Origin of the sequence: Hylemonella gracilis (assembly GCF_004328645.1) — a bacterium.
In the GTDB taxonomy this organism is placed as follows: Bacteria; Pseudomonadota; Gammaproteobacteria; order Burkholderiales; family Burkholderiaceae_C; genus Hylemonella; species Hylemonella gracilis_B.
The window spans coordinates 680058-694485 of the sequence record NZ_CP031395.1 but is presented as its reverse complement, the minus strand read 5'-3'; the positions used below and the strand labels follow the sequence as shown (position 1 = coordinate 694485).

General features: G+C 67.7%; 14 protein-coding genes. 11 read left to right on the top strand and 3 right to left on the bottom strand.

What is annotated here, in order from left to right; genetic code table 11:
• The first annotated feature begins 23 nt into the window (after positions 1 to 23).
• The 9 genes from DW355_RS03425 (at position 24) to DW355_RS03385 (ending at position 8117) form a co-directional block, all read left to right on the top strand.
• Positions 24 to 449, top strand: a complete 426-nt coding sequence (locus DW355_RS03425; RefSeq protein WP_131277960.1) for a DUF2141 domain-containing protein — start codon at positions 24 to 26, stop codon at positions 447 to 449.
• A 9-nt stretch (positions 450 to 458) separates the two neighbouring features.
• Positions 459 to 1217 (top strand): ABC transporter ATP-binding protein, encoded by a 759-nt coding sequence (locus DW355_RS03420; RefSeq protein WP_131277959.1) that lies wholly within the window; start codon positions 459 to 461, stop codon positions 1215 to 1217.
• Positions 1204 to 2625, top strand: coding sequence for an ABC transporter permease (locus DW355_RS03415; RefSeq protein ID WP_131277958.1), 1422 nt, complete (start codon positions 1204 to 1206; stop codon positions 2623 to 2625). The genes DW355_RS03420 and DW355_RS03415 overlap by 14 nt, the downstream gene beginning before the upstream one ends.
• Entirely contained in the window at positions 2618 to 3421 is an 804-nt protein-coding gene (locus DW355_RS03410; RefSeq protein ID WP_131277957.1) for an outer membrane lipoprotein-sorting protein, read from the top strand. Before DW355_RS03415 ends, DW355_RS03410 begins: the two co-directional genes overlap by 8 nt.
• A 17-nt stretch (positions 3422 to 3438) precedes the next feature.
• Positions 3439 to 4776 carry a hypothetical protein gene (locus tag DW355_RS03405; RefSeq protein ID WP_131277956.1) on the top strand — a complete coding sequence of 446 codons (1338 nt, stop codon included), beginning with the start codon at positions 3439 to 3441 and terminating at the stop codon, positions 4774 to 4776.
• 133 nt (positions 4777 to 4909) lie between these two features.
• A complete protein-coding gene (locus DW355_RS03400; RefSeq protein WP_131277955.1) occupies positions 4910 to 5476 on the top strand; it encodes a cob(I)yrinic acid a,c-diamide adenosyltransferase in 567 nt (188 codons plus the stop codon).
• A 44-nt stretch (positions 5477 to 5520) separates the two neighbouring features.
• Positions 5521 to 5832, top strand: coding sequence for a hypothetical protein (locus DW355_RS03395; RefSeq protein WP_131277954.1), 312 nt, complete (start codon positions 5521 to 5523; stop codon positions 5830 to 5832).
• Between the two features lie 181 nt (positions 5833 to 6013).
• Positions 6014 to 6661 carry a DUF2239 family protein gene (locus DW355_RS03390; protein WP_131277953.1) on the top strand — a complete coding sequence of 216 codons (648 nt, stop codon included), beginning with the start codon at positions 6014 to 6016 and terminating at the stop codon, positions 6659 to 6661.
• 46 nt (positions 6662 to 6707) lie between these two features.
• Positions 6708 to 8117, top strand: coding sequence for an MATE family efflux transporter (locus DW355_RS03385; protein WP_207388073.1), 1410 nt, complete (start codon positions 6708 to 6710; stop codon positions 8115 to 8117).
• 57 nt (positions 8118 to 8174) lie between these two features.
• Here DW355_RS03385 and DW355_RS03380 read toward each other — a convergent pair whose 3' ends face one another.
• Entirely contained in the window at positions 8175 to 8600 is a 426-nt protein-coding gene (locus tag DW355_RS03380; protein ID WP_131277952.1) for a hotdog fold thioesterase, read from the bottom strand.
• Between the two features lie 226 nt (positions 8601 to 8826).
• Between DW355_RS03380 and DW355_RS03375 the strand changes: the two genes are divergently transcribed.
• The gene (locus tag DW355_RS03375) at positions 8827 to 10926 is read left to right on the top strand and encodes an acetoacetate--CoA ligase (protein ID WP_131277951.1); all 2100 of its coding nucleotides are present in this window, start codon (positions 8827 to 8829) and stop codon (positions 10924 to 10926) included.
• A 64-nt stretch (positions 10927 to 10990) separates the two neighbouring features.
• Here the strand turns inward: DW355_RS03375 and DW355_RS03370 are convergent, their stop codons facing one another.
• A complete protein-coding gene (locus DW355_RS03370) occupies positions 10991 to 11248 on the bottom strand; it encodes a SlyX family protein (protein ID WP_131277950.1) in 258 nt (85 codons plus the stop codon).
• Between the two features lie 257 nt (positions 11249 to 11505).
• On the opposite strand from DW355_RS03370, the gene DW355_RS03365 reads away from it, so the two are divergent.
• Positions 11506 to 13311, top strand: a complete 1806-nt coding sequence (locus DW355_RS03365; RefSeq protein WP_131277949.1) for a methyl-accepting chemotaxis protein — start codon at positions 11506 to 11508, stop codon at positions 13309 to 13311.
• Between the two features lie 54 nt (positions 13312 to 13365).
• Here the strand turns inward: DW355_RS03365 and DW355_RS03360 are convergent, their stop codons facing one another.
• Complete coding sequence (locus DW355_RS03360) at positions 13366 to 14337, bottom strand: LysR substrate-binding domain-containing protein (protein WP_131277948.1); 972 nt, start codon at positions 14335 to 14337, stop codon at positions 13366 to 13368.
• Positions 14338 to 14428: the final 91 nt, after the last annotated feature.

The window sequence follows — 14428 nt, the reverse complement described above, 5'->3', positions numbered from 1 at the left end:
AACACCTCAGGAGTCTGGTCATCATGCATTCATCCATAAGCCGTCGCCGACTGGCGGGCGCGCTGCTCGTCGTGTCCTCGTTGCCCGCCTTGGCCGCCGACCTCGTGGTCGAGGTCGAGGGCCTGCGCGGTGACAAGGGGGTCGTCTCGGTCGGCCTGTTTGACAAGCCGGAGAGCTTCCCCAAGCAGTTCGTCACCGGCCTGCGCACGCCGGCCGACAAACCCGTCGTCGAAGTGGTTTTCCGCGACCTCGCGCCCGGCCGCTACGCGGTCTCGGCCTACCAGGACGAGAACGGCAACCTGGAACTGGACCGGGGCCTGTTCGGCATCCCCAAGGAGCCCTATGGCTTCAGCCGGGACGCGCGCGGCACCGCCGGCCCGCCGGACTTCCGCGACGCGCGCTTCGACCTGGGCCCCGAGGGCGCGCGCATCCGCATCAAGCTGCACTGAGGTCGTACCATGGACACACCCACGGCGAGAGCCGCTTCATCGCTGATCGCTCGCCTGAGCGGGCTGCGCAAGAACTACCGCCTGGGCGAGGTGCAGGTGCCCGCGCTGCGTGGTGTCGACCTCGACATCACGGCCGGATGCTTCACCGTGATCGCCGGCCCCTCGGGCAGCGGCAAGAGCACCTTGCTGCACATCCTGGGCTGCATCGACCGGCCCGATGCCGGTCGGGTCGAAATCGATGGCATGGTGCCGCAGGAGCTGAACGACGACCAGCTCAGCGCCTTCCGCGCGCGCCGCATCGGCTTCGTGTTCCAGAACTTCAATCTCTTGCCCGTGCTCAACGCGCTGGAAAACGTGGAGTACCCCATGCGCCTGCTCACGCGTGACGGTGAACGCCGCCGTCAGCGCGCGCGAGAGCTGTTGGCCGCGGTGGGCCTGCAGGGCATGGAAACACGGCGGCCCAACCAGCTGTCCGGCGGGCAGCGCCAGCGCGTGGCCATCGCGCGCGCCCTGGCCAATGCGCCGGGCCTGGTGCTGGCCGACGAGCCCACGGCCAATCTGGACCGCCAGACCGGTGCCGACATCATCGCCCTGATGCGACGCATCCAGCGCGAGACCGGCGCGAGCTTTGTCTTTTCCTCGCACGACCCGGCGCTGATCGACGCGGCCGATGTCTGCATCCGCATCGCCGACGGACAGATCGTCACGCCGGCCACCGCGTCCCCGTCCGCGCCGACCACCGAGGAGGTTCACCATGAATCTGTTTGATCTCGCCTGGCGCAACCTGCTGCGCAACCGGCGTCGCAGCCTGCTGACCCTGGGCGCCCTGGCGGTCAGTGCCATGGCCCTGGTGATCTTTGGCGGTTACGTCGCCACCCTCATCAGCGCCCTGCAGACCGAGACCGTGCGCGAGACCGGCCACTTGCAGATCATGCGCAAGGGCTTCCTGGATTTCGGGCGCGGCAATACCGCGCGCTACGCGATCCGTGACCACGCGCAATGGATCGCGCGTATCCGCGCTGATGCCGAGCTCCAACCCCTGCTGCGCGTGGTCACGCCCGTGCTGCAGGTGCAGGGGGTCGCGGGCAACTTTGCATCCGGCGCGTCCAGCACGTTCTCGGGCATGGGCTGGCTGCCCGCCGATCGCGACGAGTTGCTGGCCTGGGCCGGCGCGGGTTTGCCACTGCCGCCGCGCGCCAATCTGTTGCGCGCCGACCAGCCTCAGGGCGGCGTGATCGGTCTGGGCCTGGCCCAGTTGCTCGCCCTGTGCGAGGCGCTGGAGCTGCGGGACTGCGTGAATCCACCCAAGGACGCCGCGTCTGACGCGCCTGCCATGGCCGACGACTTGAGCGCGCTGGCACGGCAGGCGGGAACGGCCGAGGCGGCCAGTGCATCCGGGCCGGGCCAGTCGACTGCGGACACCCAGCCGGGCATTGAACTGCTGTCGTCGACCAGCGGCGGCGCGCCGAGCGTGCTGCGCATGGACATTCTGCGCACCGAGCGGCAGGGCGTGCGCGAGTTGGACGTGTCCTTTGTCGCCATGCCACTGGGCCTGGCCGAGCGCCTGGTTTTCGGCCCCGGCGGGCAGGGCGCCTCGGCCATCGTCGTGCAATTGGCAGAGACCGCGCAACTGCCCGTGGCGCGGGCCCGGCTCAGGGCCTTGCTCGACGCCCACCCCGGCGGCGCGGATCTGGAGGTGCGCGACTTCACCGAGGTGCAGCCCCAGTACCTGCAGGTGGTCGGCATGTTCCAGGCGCTGTTCCGTTTCGTGGCCTTGCTGATGGGGGTGGTCACCCTGTTTTCGGTCGCCAATGCCGTCGGCATGTCCGTGGGCGAGCGGGTCGGCGAGATCGGCACCTTGCGTTCCCTGGGGTTCAGGCGGGGCCATGTGCGCCGCATGTTCATCCTCGAAGGGGTGCTGATCGGCCTGTTGGGTGCCTTGCTGGGTGTGGTGGCCGGTGTATTGCTCAGTGAGTATGTGATCAACCAGGCGGGCTGGTCTTGGACGCCGCCGGGCCGGGTCGTGCCGGTGCCGGTGGGCGTGGATGTGTTCGGTCACCCAGCCCTGCTGGCGGGCACGGTGCTGGTGCTGGCGGGTCTGGCGGCTTTGTCCTCGCTGCTACCGGCCAATCGCGCGGCGCGCATGCAGATCGTGGAGGCCTTGCGTCATGTTTGAACTTCAAAACCTCCAACGGCGCGCATTGCTGTGCGGCTCAGGCGCGTTGTTGCTGGCCACCCTGGCCGGACCGACCCGGGCCGAAGAGCGCAGTGCCGACCAGATCCTGCAAGCGGCCGATGCCGTGCGCAACCCGCCCGGCAGTTTCTCGGTGCGCTTGCAACTCACCGAGTATCGTCAGGGCCGCCAGAGCGCCAACTCCGTGCTCATCGTCTACGCGCGGCCCAGCCCCGACAGCGGGCAGTACCGCAACCTGGTGCAGTTCGTCACGCCGGCACGCGACGCTGGCAAGCTGATGCTGCGCAACGGGACGGACCTCTGGTTCTACGACCCGTCCAGCAGCGCCAGCGTGCGCATCTCGCCGCAGCAGCGCCTGCTGGGCCAAGCCTCGAACGGTGACGTCATGACCACCCAACTGGCGCGGGACTACCGCGCGGAACGGGTCGGGCGCGAACCGTTGAAGGACGGAGATGGGGTGCAACGCGACAGCCTGCACCTGCGCCTGAGCGCGCTGCGCGAGGACGTGTCCTATGCGCGGGTGGACCTCTGGGTCGACGCGACCGACGACCGTCCGCTGATGGCGCGTTATTTCTCGGCCGAGGACCGCCTGCTCAAGACGGCCTACTTCCGCCGGTATGAAACCGCTTTGGGTCGATCGCGGCCCAGCGAGACCGTCATCATCGACGGCCTGGACAGCGGCTGGGTGACGGTGATGCGCAGCACCGAGCACACCCTGCGCGAGGTGCCCGAAGCCTGGTTGCAACGCGATTACCTGCCGCGCTTTCGCGCGCAATGACGGGAACGGAGGACCGCATGCGCATCCCCTTCCCCTTGCTGCCGCCGAATGCCGGGGTCGTCCGCCAGGGTTGTGTCGCGGGCCTGCTGTGGGTGGTGTGGTCCGTCGCGACCGCGCAGGACCTGCCGTCAAGCCTGGACCCTCTGGCCCTGGGCGTCGAGACGTCGTCGCCGAATGCCGACCCGGACCAGCGGCTGGGCCTCAAGCTGGAGGCTTGGGCCCAGGCCATGGACCGGCGCGAAACGCAGGGCGAAGCGGACCAGTTGGGACGTGCCGTGCTGGATTTCCGCCGCGAAGGGCCGATCGGTGGGGGTGGACGCTGGGTCCTGTCGGATCGCCTGGAGGCGGTCGAATACACCGACGGTGGCAAGGATGCGGACGGCGTGCGCCGCAATGCCTTGCGCGAGGTGTACATCAGCGTGCAGGCCTCGCCCTCGTGGTTCGTCGACGCGGGTCGCATCAATCTGCGCCAGGGCGTGGGGTTGGGTTACAACCCGAGCGACTACCTGCGCGAGAACGCGGTGGTGATGCGCAGCTCGCAGAACCCCGCCGCCTTGCGCGAAAACCGGCTTGGCGCAGTGATGTTGCGCGCGCAGTGGCTGGACGACCTGGGCTCCGCGCAGTTGGCCTTGCTGCCGCAGCTGAGCGACGCGGACCGCTTTGACGACGACACCTGGGCCGTGGGCCTGGAGCGCACCAACCGACATGGCGCGGCCTTGCTGAGGCTGTCTCCGCGTACCGGCGAACGCCTGGCTCTGGACCTCACCGGCTTCGCACGCGAAGGGGATGCGCCGCAGATCGGGAGCAACCTGTCCTGGACCGCGACCGACGCGTTGCTGCTCCAGCTGGAGTGGAGCGGTGGCCGGCGCACGCCGGTGCCAACGGTGGACGCGGCGAGACCGAGGGACCCACGCTGGTTCAACCGAGTGGCCGCCGGTGCCTCCTGGACCACGCCACCGGGCCTGGTGCTGAGCGTGGAACAGCATTACGCGGGGGACGCCCTGACCGGGGCCGACTGGCAGGACTGGCGCGCGGCGACCGGACCCGCCGCCGGTCGGCAAGGGGCCTTGCGTCAGGACCTGCAGGAACGGCAGGACCTGCTGACCCGACGCTATGGCTTTGCGCGACTGGGCTGGGACCGGGCCTTGGGCCTGGCCAGCCTGGACCTGAGTGCCTTTGTGCGGCGCAACACCGCAGACGGCAGCGCCTTCTGGCAGGCGGAGGCGGTCTGGCATGCGGGCGAACTCTGGGACTTGGGCCTGCAGCACACGCGCAGCACCGGCGCTGGCAACAGCGAGTTCGGCGCCGCGCCGGTCCGCGCCACCTCGGCCCTGTACCTGCGCTGCTTTCTCTGAGAACGTGCGGCGAGGGCGGGAGGCGAGGGCGATAATGCCTTGTTGATCGGGCCCAGGCGTTGAGCTGCAAGGCCTTGGGCCGCTGCTTCGGTCTTCGTCACTTCTCTTCCATCTTTGTTCCAGGGCCATCACCATGGGCAACCGCCTCACCCAGATCGCGACCCGCACCGGCGACGACGGCACGACCGGACTTGGAGACAACAGCCGCGTACCCAAGGACCACCTGCGCGTGCAGGCCATGGGCGACGTGGATGAGCTGAACTCGCACATCGGCCTGCTGCTGTGCGAGCCCCTGCCGGACGTGGTCCGCACGCTGCTGGTCGAGGTACAGCACGAGTTGTTCAACCTGGGCGGCGAGTTGTCCATTCCCGGTTTCGAGTTGCTGAAAGCCCATGCGGTGCTGGCGCTGGACGAGGCGCTGGCCGCGCACAACGCCAGCCTGCCCCGCCTCAAGGAATTCATCCTGCCCGCCGGCACGCGGGCCGCTGCGCAGGCCCATGTCTGCCGCACGGTGGCGCGCCGTGCCGAGCGCGCACTGGTGGCCCTGGGTGCGCGGGAAGCGGTGCGCGCCGAACCCCGGCAATACCTCAACCGCCTCTCAGACCTGCTCTTCGTGCTGGCCCGGGTGCTCAACCGCATGGAGGGCGGTGACGATGTGTACTGGCGCAGCGAGCGCCTGCGGCGGGGAGAAGAAGAATGAAGAGGGCGTGGGTGTACGTCGTGCCTGCAGTTTCGTTCCGGTCCTTGGCTCTGGGCGTCTTGCTCGGCCTGCAGTCCTTGGCCTGGGCCGAAGCGCTGGTCAACTACCGCTGCGAGCCGGTGTACCAGCCTGCGCGCAGCGTCTGGGTGCGCACGGTGGGGCTGGTCCATGACGATAAAAAGATCACCGAGGTGCGCATCGATGGCGTGCCGGTCTACAGCTTCAACGTGTATGGCGCACGGGTGCTGACCGCGCTGGACAATGAGCGCATCGCCTTCGATGCCGATCAGTTGAGTTGGCAAAGCGACTGGCGCGGCGTGATGCAGTCGAGCGGACGCTGCGAAAAAGCGCCGTGATGGCGATGAAAGCCGGCGCGTGGATCAGCGCGCCAGCTTCACATCCATAGTGCCGGGGGCTCTCGTCGCGTGGCCCCGCACCCAGCCCGGAGTCGCTGGTCGTCATTCGAGAGACCTGAGCCTTGTTGTTTTTACCCGGAATTAATTGATTCCTTAATTAAACCCGGGCATAATTCTCGGGATGATGACTTATTTCGCTTTTCTGGGGCCGCGTCTATTGGCCCAAGGCACGCTGCCCGACGTGGTCCGTGCGGTGGCCCACGCCGGGCTGCGTGATCTTCAGGCGCCTCCTCCCTTGCTCGTGTTTGATGCCGAGAGCCAACTGATCGAACTCGATCTGCGCGGCAGCCCGGATGAAGCGGCAAGTCGGGTTGGCGTCCCGGGCCATGACCCTGTGGTCCGCCAGGAAACGCCGCCTGCGCCGCCCCGTCCCCGTGGTCGCCCGCCGCTGGGTGTGGTGGCTCGCGAGGTGACCTTGCTGCCCCGCCACTGGGAGTGGCTGGCCCTGCATCCCGGGGGCGCTTCGGTGGCCTTGCGGCGTCTGATCGACGACGCGCGTCGCGCCGAACGTGACGGTCCCCAGGCTGCCACGCTGGCCGCAAGACAGCTGGCGCGCGCTGCGCAGGAACGTTGCTACCGTTTCGTGCGTGCCATCGCGGGCAATCTGCCGGGGTACGAGGAGGGGCTGCGCGCGCTGTTCGGTGGCCAGGCGCAGGGGTTCGAGGCCGCCATCAAGGGCTGGCCAGAGGATCTGCGGTCCCATGCCTGGCACTTGGCCGAGGGCGCATTCCCGCAAAGCGTGGGTGCGGAGGAAAATTTTTCGGCCTGAATTTCCGTCTTGATCTCAATAGAACCAAACACAACACACAGCTTTCATGCCACAAGAAACACTGACCAACCCGGCGACGCCGGCTTCTCCCCCCTCCTGCCATCCAGGCGCAAGCGGGCGACCTTTGTGGAAAATCTTCCTGCTGTTTCTCGGGCCAATGATCCTGGCCAATCTGCTGCAGTCGCTCTCGGGCACCGTCAACAACATCTTTGTCGGGCAATTGCTGGGCACCCAGGCCCTGGCGGCGGTGGCCGGGATGTTTCCCATCCTGTTTTTCTTCATCGCGCTCATCATCGGCGTGGGCGCGGGCGCCTCGGTGCTGATTGGCCAGGCCTGGGGGGCGCGTGAACCGGAGAAGGTGAAGTCCATCGCGGGAGCGGCCCTGTGCCTGAGCCTGTTGATCGGCCTGGGCGTGGCCCTGTTCGGCGGCATTTACACCGAACCCATGCTGAGGGTTCTGGGTACGCCCGCCGACGTGCTGCCACTGGCCCTGAGTTATGCGCGCCCGGTGCTGCTGGCCATGCCCGCGCTGCTGGTCTTCATCCTCTACACGCAGCTGTTGCGCGGCGTGGGCGACACGGTGACGCCGCTGTATGCGCTGTTGCTGTCCACCGCCGTTTCCTGCCTGCTGACGCCGGCCTTCATCCTGGGCTGGCTGGGTCTGCCGCGTCTGGGCGTGGCCTCGGCGGCGGTGGCGGCGATCTTCTCATTCGTGACCGCCCTGGCCTTTCTGGTCTGGTACCTGCGGCGCCGTGGACACCCGCTGGCGCCGGACGCACGTCTGCTGCGCGCCCTGCGGCCGGATTGGCATTGGCTCCGGTTGGTGCTGCGCATCGGCCTGCCGACTTCGGTGCAGATGATCGTGATCGCCCTGTCCGAGATCGCAGTGCTGTCTCTGGTCAACGGTTTTGGCTCGGAAGCGACCGCCGCGTATGGCGCGGTCAACCAGGTGGTGAACTACGTGCAGTTCCCGGCGCTGTCCATCGCCATCACGGCCTCCATCCTGGGTGCGCAGGCCATCGGCGCGGGCCAGTTCGGACGGTTGGCCGCCATCACGCGCACCGGCTTGATCATGAACCTGCTCATCACGGGCGGGCTGGTGCTGGTGGGCTACCTGGCATCGCGCCCTCTGATGCAGATGTTCATCACCGACGAGCGCGTGGTGAGCATGGCGCAGACCCTGCTGCACATCATGCTCTGGAGCTGCCTGGTGTTCGGTTTCGCCGCTTTGCTCGGGGGCGTGATGCGCGCCAGCGGGGCGGTGCTGGTGCCCACGGCCATCGCGGTCGTCAGCATCGCCTTCATCCAGGTGCCCGCGGCCTGGTTCTTGAGCCGGCAGGTGGGGATCGACGGCGTGTGGATGGCCTACCCCATCGCCTTCAGCGCCATGCTGCTGATGCAGGTCGCCTACTACGGCCTGGTTTGGCGCAAGCGCAAGATCAAGCGCCTGGTTTGAGCGCCTGATGCCCGCCGCGCGCCGGCACGCGGCGGGCGGCGCGGCATCTGCCAGGCCTCAGCGCGAGCTCAGCACCGCCATGGTGATGCGCGAGATGCAAACCATCTCGTCGGCCTCGTTGCGCAGCTCGATCTGCCACACATGGGTGCTGCGTCCGATGTGCACCGGCCGTGCCACACCGGTCACCCAACCGGCGCGCGCGCTGCGTAGGTGATTGGCGTTGATGTCCAGGCCCACCACTTCCTGGCCTTCGGGGCTGGCGTAGTAGGCGCCCATGGAGCCCAGGGTCTCGGCCAGCACGACGGACACACCGCCGTGCAGCAAGCGCATGGGTTGCACCGTGCGCGCGTCCACCGGCACGCGGGCCTTGATGAAGTCCGGGCCGATTTCCAGGAATTCAATGCCCAGGTGCGTGATGGCGGTGTTCTGGGCGTACTGGGTGGCGGACTCGACGCTGACGGGTTTTTTCCAGATGGAGGTCATGGTGGCGTGACAGTAGGGACGATGCCCTGATTATGCGAAGGCCTGGGCCACGCGTGGGCCCGGGCCTGTAGTCGGAGTGACGCCGGGGCGACGCACCTGCAGGGACAGGAGCGCGGCCCCGTGCAAACCCTGAGCTGCACGCGGCTGGCAAAGCCGGCGCAGCGCAGTACCCTGGGCGCACCATGAAGCAACGCAAGTCGCAGACGCCGCCAGGCACGCCCCCCGAATTCCGCAGATCCGCCTCTACCAGGACTGGCTGGCCCGCGAGCGGGGTCTGCGCTTCGACAGCTACGACGCGCTGTGGCAATGGTCGGTCACGGAACTGGACGCTTTCTGGCAAAGCATCTGGGATTGTTATGGCGTGCACTCGCCCACGCCGCCTGGCCCCGCCCTGGCGCGGGAACGCATGCCGGGTGCACGCTGGTTTCCTGGCGCGCGTCTCAACTACGCGCAGCAGGTGCTGCGGCATGTCGAACCCGCGCATGCCGCCGGCATGCCCGCCATCGTCAGCCACGACGAGCAGAGCTTGAACCAGGGACAACGCTCGCAGGCACTGGGCTGGCCCGAACTGCAAGGGCAGGTGGCCGCGCTCGCCCTGCACCTGCAGGCCCAAGGGGTGGGCAAGGGTGACCGGGTGGTCGCGTGTCTGCCCAACATTCCGGAGGCGATGGTGGCCTTTCTGGCCGTGGCCAGCATCGGCGCGATTTGGAGCATCTGCGCCCCCGACATGGGCGCGGCCGCGGTGTTGGATCGTTTCCGCCAGATCGAACCCAAGGTGCTGATCGCCTGTGACGGCGTGGTCCACGCGGGGCGTGCGTTGGATCGGCGTGCCACGGTGGAGGCCTTGTGCGCCGCGTTGCCCTCGCTCACGCACCTGATCCTGCTGCCGCGCCTGGGCTTGCCCCCTTTTGACGTGCGCGACGGCATTGCGGTGCAGGACTGGGCGCGGACGGTGATGGCAGACGCCGCGCGCGTGGCGGCTTTCCGGCCGCTCGCCCTGCCTTTTGACCATCCGCTCTGGGTCGTCTATTCCAGCGGCACCACGGGCCTGCCCAAGCCCATCGTGCATGGGCACGGCGGGGTCATGCTCATGGCGCTGGCCTTTACCCTGCATACCGATATCGGCTGCAGCTACGCGCCCAACTCCTGGGGTGAGCGCTTCCACTGGTACAGCAGCACGGGCTGGATCATGTGGAATTGCCAGCTCGCGGGCCTGCTGACCGGCACCACGGTATGTCTGTTCGACGGCAGCCCCGGCGGCGTGAAATCGCAGGGCGTTTCCGGCAGTCCGGACCGACCGGACTGGACGACGCTCTGGCGCTTTGCGGCGGACACGGGCGTCAGCTTCTTCGGCGCGGGTGCGGCCTTTTACGCCAACGGCATGAAGGCGCAGGTGGATCTGGCGGCCTGTGGCGACCTGACGCGTCTGCGCGCCCTGGGCGCTACCGGCTCGCCTCTGGCCGAGGACGTGCAGCGCTGGACCAGTGCCCAGATGCGCGGCGTCAACCCGCGGTCGGGGGGTGCGCCAGCCCTGGATGGCGACATCTGGTGGTGCAATCTTTCGGGAGGGACCGACGTCGCGGGTGCTTTCATCGCGGGTTGCCGTGAACTGCCGCAAGTGCCGGGGGAGATGCAATGCCGCGTGCTGGGTTGCGCGGTCGAGGCCTGGGACGAGCTGGGCCGCAGCGTTGTCGGCGAGGTGGGCGAGCTGGTCTGTACCCGCCCCCTGCCCTCGATGCCCATCGGGTTCTGGAACGACCCGAAGAACGCGCGCTACCTTGCGAGCTACTTCGACGTGTACCCGAGCCGGGATGGCAAACCCGCGGTTTGGCGCCACGGTGACTGGCTCAGGATCGTGCCGCATCCCGAGTCGGGTTCCAGTGCCTGCGTGATCTACGGCCGCAGCGACGCGACCCTCAACCGCCACGGCCTGCGCATGGGCACGAGTGAGTTGTACAGCGCCATCGAGGCCCTGCCCGAGGTGTTGGACAGCCTGGTGGTCGACCTTGAATACCTGGGGCGCGAGAGCCACATGCCGCTCTTCGTCGTGCTGCGCCCGGGGGTGGAGCTCGACGAGACCTTGCGCCAGCGCATCAACGGCGCCATCAAGGCGGCCTTGAGTCCGCGTTTCGTGCCGGATGCCGTGCTGCAGGTGCCCGACATTCCACGCACCTTGTCAGGCAAGAAGCAGGAACTGCCGATCAAGAAGCTCCTGCTCGGGCAGGCGTTGGACAAAGTGCTGAACCTGGACGCGATGGCCAACCCCGCCAGTCTGGACTGGTTCGTCGATTTCGCGCGTCGGCACGCGGCTGCAGCAAACCGGTGATTGCAAAACAGCAATCGCAAAGAAGGTGTTCGGGCAAGCCGGTCCGGCCGATGCGCTGGCTGGTTCAGTAGTGCGGCGGGCGTTCCTCGCGGGTGTCACGCTGTGCCGTGCCCGTTGCAGGGTCGCGGTCGGGCAGCTGCTTGCGCAGATGCTCGATTTGCCCTTGCAGATTTTCAATCTGCTGTTGCTGGCGGTAGACCGCCAAGTTCAGCTGTTCCAGCAGATCCTCGGCATAACTGGCCTTGATCTCCAGCTCGTCCAAGCGATGGCCCGGCGTGTGGGGGGCAGGTTCGGAGGGGTCGCGCGCGTGGTCGTCTTGCATACCGGGTTTCTGAATCGGGGGAAATGCCGATTTTGCGGCAGTCGCTGATGAGCCTGTCGCGCGCCTGACGGCGTGCCCGGATGGGTGAAGGGGTGGGGGGCATGCGCGCCACGACCGAGCGCCGCCGCGAGGCACCCATGGTTTTCACTGTTGACGGGGAAAATGGGATCGCGTCCATTTGCATGAACCGTATCGGTTTGCAACGACGATGGCGCGGACAAAAACCGCGCATCCAACAAGAGAGGAAAGGCGGACTCATGACGTTCTCCAATCTGAGAATCGGCGCACGCTTGGCCATGGCCTTCGGCATCCTGCTGTTCATCACTCTGGCGGTGGCGCTGCTGGGCATCTGGCGACTGGACACGCTCAAGAACACCAGCGAGGAAATTGCCACGGTCGAGATGCAACGCGCCCTGCTGGCGCAGGGCTGGAGCGCGCAGACGACCATCAACTGGATCCGGGCCTCGGCCGCGCTCAAGACCAAGGACGCGGCCTACCAGGAACAGCTGGGCAAGGACATGGCGGCCACCTCCAAGTCCATCAGCGAGGACCAGAAGGAACTGGTGGCCTTGATCACCGACGACAAGGGCAAAGCCTTGATGGAGGCGGTGGCCGCCAACCGCAAGGTCTACATCGACGCACGTGCGGCCCTCATCAAACGTCAGCAGGCGGGAGAAGACATCATGAGCGCGGTGGACAAGGATCTGCTGCCACTGGCAACCGCCTACCTCAAGTCGCTGGACGACGTGGCCGAACACGCACGCGCCCTGTTGCTGCAAACGCAAGGCGAGGCGCATGTGATGGCCCAACGCAGCCAGCTCGGACAGAGCATCGGCGTGGCCCTGGCGGTGCTGATCGGCGTGCTGCTGGCGGTGGCCGTCACCCGCTCCATCGTTCGACCGGTGCAGGACGCGGTGACCCTCACGCAGCACATCGCCGACGGCAACCTGACCGCGCGGCTTGAATCCAACGCCAAGGATGAGATCGGTCAATTGCTGCGCGCGCTGGACACCATGTCCGACCACTTGCGCCGCGTGGTGACTGAGGTGCGCATGGGCGTGGAGTCCGTCAACTCGGCGGCGGGCGAGATCGCCAAGGGCAGCGCCGACCTGTCGGCCCGTACGGAACAGACGGCGGCCAATCTGGAGGAGACTGCGGCCAGCATGGAGGAACTCACGAGCACCATCACGCAGTCGGCGGACACCGCGGTGCAGGCCAATCAGCTGGCCGGCAGCGCGGCCGGCGCCGCGCAGAACGGGGGCGCCATCGTCGAGCAGGCCATCGTCAGCATGGGGCAGATCACCGAGTCGTCCAAGAAGATCTCGGACATCATCGGCGTGATCGATGGCATCGCCTTCCAGACCAACATCCTGGCCTTGAATGCGGCGGTGGAAGCCGCGCGTGCAGGTGAACAAGGTCGCGGTTTCGCGGTGGTGGCGGGTGAGGTGCGGGCGCTGGCGGGCCGCAGCGCCGAGGCGGCCAAGGAGATCAAAACCTTGATCAGCAATTCCGTGCAGGCCGTGGACGAAGGCTCGCGCCAGGTGACCCAGGCCGGTCAGAGCATGGGCGACATCGTCACCAGCGTGAAGCGTGTCTCCGACCTGATCGGCGAGATCAGCACGGCAGCTGCCGAGCAGCGCGACGGCATCAACCAGGTCAACCAGGCTGTGGGCAATCTTGACCAGATGACCCAGCAGAACGCCGCCTTGGTGGAAGAATCGTCCGCGGCGGCGGAGACCATGCGCGACCAGGCGCAGCGCCTGGCCAGCGTGGTGGCGGTGTTCAATGTGGGGGATGCCGTGACCATGCCCAGCCAGATGCCGACGCCCTCGCATGCCGCCCGGGTGTCGTCGCCGTCCGCGCGCGTGACGCCGGCCTCGCGTCCCCTGTCCCAGACGGCGGCGAAGACCGGCAAGGCAGCGGCCTTGGCATCTGCGTCCTCCGCGGCGGCATCGCCGGAAGCTGCGTCACCCAAGGCTGATGCCCCCAAGGCGACGCCCACCAAGCGCCTGCAGGCGGCGACGCCCAAGCCCGCGGACGATGGCGACTGGGACGAGTTCTGATCCTCCTGGTCACCTGTTCTGAGACGGGGGGCTGGCGCCCGTCCACCCGAGCACTCAGCGCGGCGCGGTGGTCGGCGGGCCGCCCTGTGCCTGCGCGAGTAGCCAGTGGCGCAGCTGGCCGACTGCGGCGCGTTCCGCGCCGTCCTGCTCCGGCTCGGGCGTGACGTAGTAATAGCTGCGCCCGCTCTTCAAGGGGCGCGGGCAGGCGACGACGAGCTCGCCCCGGGCCAACTCCTCCTCGATCAGCATGCTCGGCACCAGGGCCAGGCCCAGTCCACGTGCCGCCGCCATGGCCGTCATCGAAAACAGCTCGTAGCGCGGTCCGGCCATGGCGCGCGGTGCGTCCACGCCCTGGGCCTCGAACCATTGGCGCCAGGCCGTGGGCCGCGTGCTTTGCTGCAGCAGGGGCAGGTCCGCGATTTGGGCCGCGGACAGGCCGAGCCTGGCCTGTCCGGATCGACGCTGTGTCTGCGCACCGAGCAGCAGCGCGGGGCTGCACACCGGCAGCACTTCCTCCGGCAGCAGGGGTGTGGCCTGCGTGCCGGCCCAGCGCTGCATCTGCTCCGCCGTGCCGGCGTAGAGCGCGGCGTCGAATTCCTGGTCGGAGAACAGAAAGGGCCGGGTGCGTGTTTCGATGTGCACCACCATGTCTGGGTGGGCCTGGGTGAGGGTGGGCAGGCGCGGGATCAGCCAGCGCGTTGCGAAGGTGGCCACGGCGGCGAGGGCGATCACGCCACCGCGGGCGCCATCGCCTTGTTGTGCCATCGCGTCCAGGGTGTCACGTTCCAGCGCGGCCAGCCGCTGCGCGACCTGGCGCGCGTAGGCCGCGCCCTGGGCCGTGAGCCCGACGCCATGGCGGTTGCGCGTGAAGAGGGCCAAGCCCAGGAAGTCTTCCAGCGCCATGATCTGGCGCGACACCGCGCTCTGCGTCAGGGCCAGTTCTTGCGCCGCGCGCGTGTAGCTCTGGTGCCGAGCCGCGGCTTCGAAACAGGCCAAGGCCTGGGTGGAGGGCAACTTGCGGCGCATCGAAGGTATGCGTGAATCGGATGGAGGTCGGTGGATTGAAGTTGAGCGGCCCTGGGGCAGGGGATGCTCGGATGTGCCAGATATTCTATTT

Coding starts and splice junctions, on each gene's coding strand:
- DW355_RS03415 (WP_131277958.1), top strand. CDS start 1,204: ATGAATCTGTTTGATCTCGCCTGGCGCAACCTGCTGCGCAACCGGCGT.
- DW355_RS03410 (WP_131277957.1), top strand. CDS start 2,618: ATGTTTGAACTTCAAAACCTCCAACGGCGCGCATTGCTGTGCGGCTCA.
- DW355_RS03365 (WP_131277949.1), top strand. CDS start 11,506: ATGACGTTCTCCAATCTGAGAATCGGCGCACGCTTGGCCATGGCCTTC.
- DW355_RS03385 (WP_207388073.1), top strand. CDS start 6,708: ATGCCACAAGAAACACTGACCAACCCGGCGACGCCGGCTTCTCCCCCC.
- DW355_RS03370 (WP_131277950.1), bottom strand. CDS start 11,248: ATGCAAGACGACCACGCGCGCGACCCCTCCGAACCTGCCCCCCACACG.
- DW355_RS03360 (WP_131277948.1), bottom strand. CDS start 14,337: ATGCGCCGCAAGTTGCCCTCCACCCAGGCCTTGGCCTGTTTCGAAGCC.
- DW355_RS03380 (WP_131277952.1), bottom strand. CDS start 8,600: ATGACCTCCATCTGGAAAAAACCCGTCAGCGTCGAGTCCGCCACCCAG.
- DW355_RS03420 (WP_131277959.1), top strand. CDS start 459: ATGGACACACCCACGGCGAGAGCCGCTTCATCGCTGATCGCTCGCCTG.
- DW355_RS03390 (WP_131277953.1), top strand. CDS start 6,014: ATGATGACTTATTTCGCTTTTCTGGGGCCGCGTCTATTGGCCCAAGGC.
- DW355_RS03400 (WP_131277955.1), top strand. CDS start 4,910: ATGGGCAACCGCCTCACCCAGATCGCGACCCGCACCGGCGACGACGGC.
- DW355_RS03405 (WP_131277956.1), top strand. CDS start 3,439: ATGCGCATCCCCTTCCCCTTGCTGCCGCCGAATGCCGGGGTCGTCCGC.
- DW355_RS03425 (WP_131277960.1), top strand. CDS start 24: ATGCATTCATCCATAAGCCGTCGCCGACTGGCGGGCGCGCTGCTCGTC.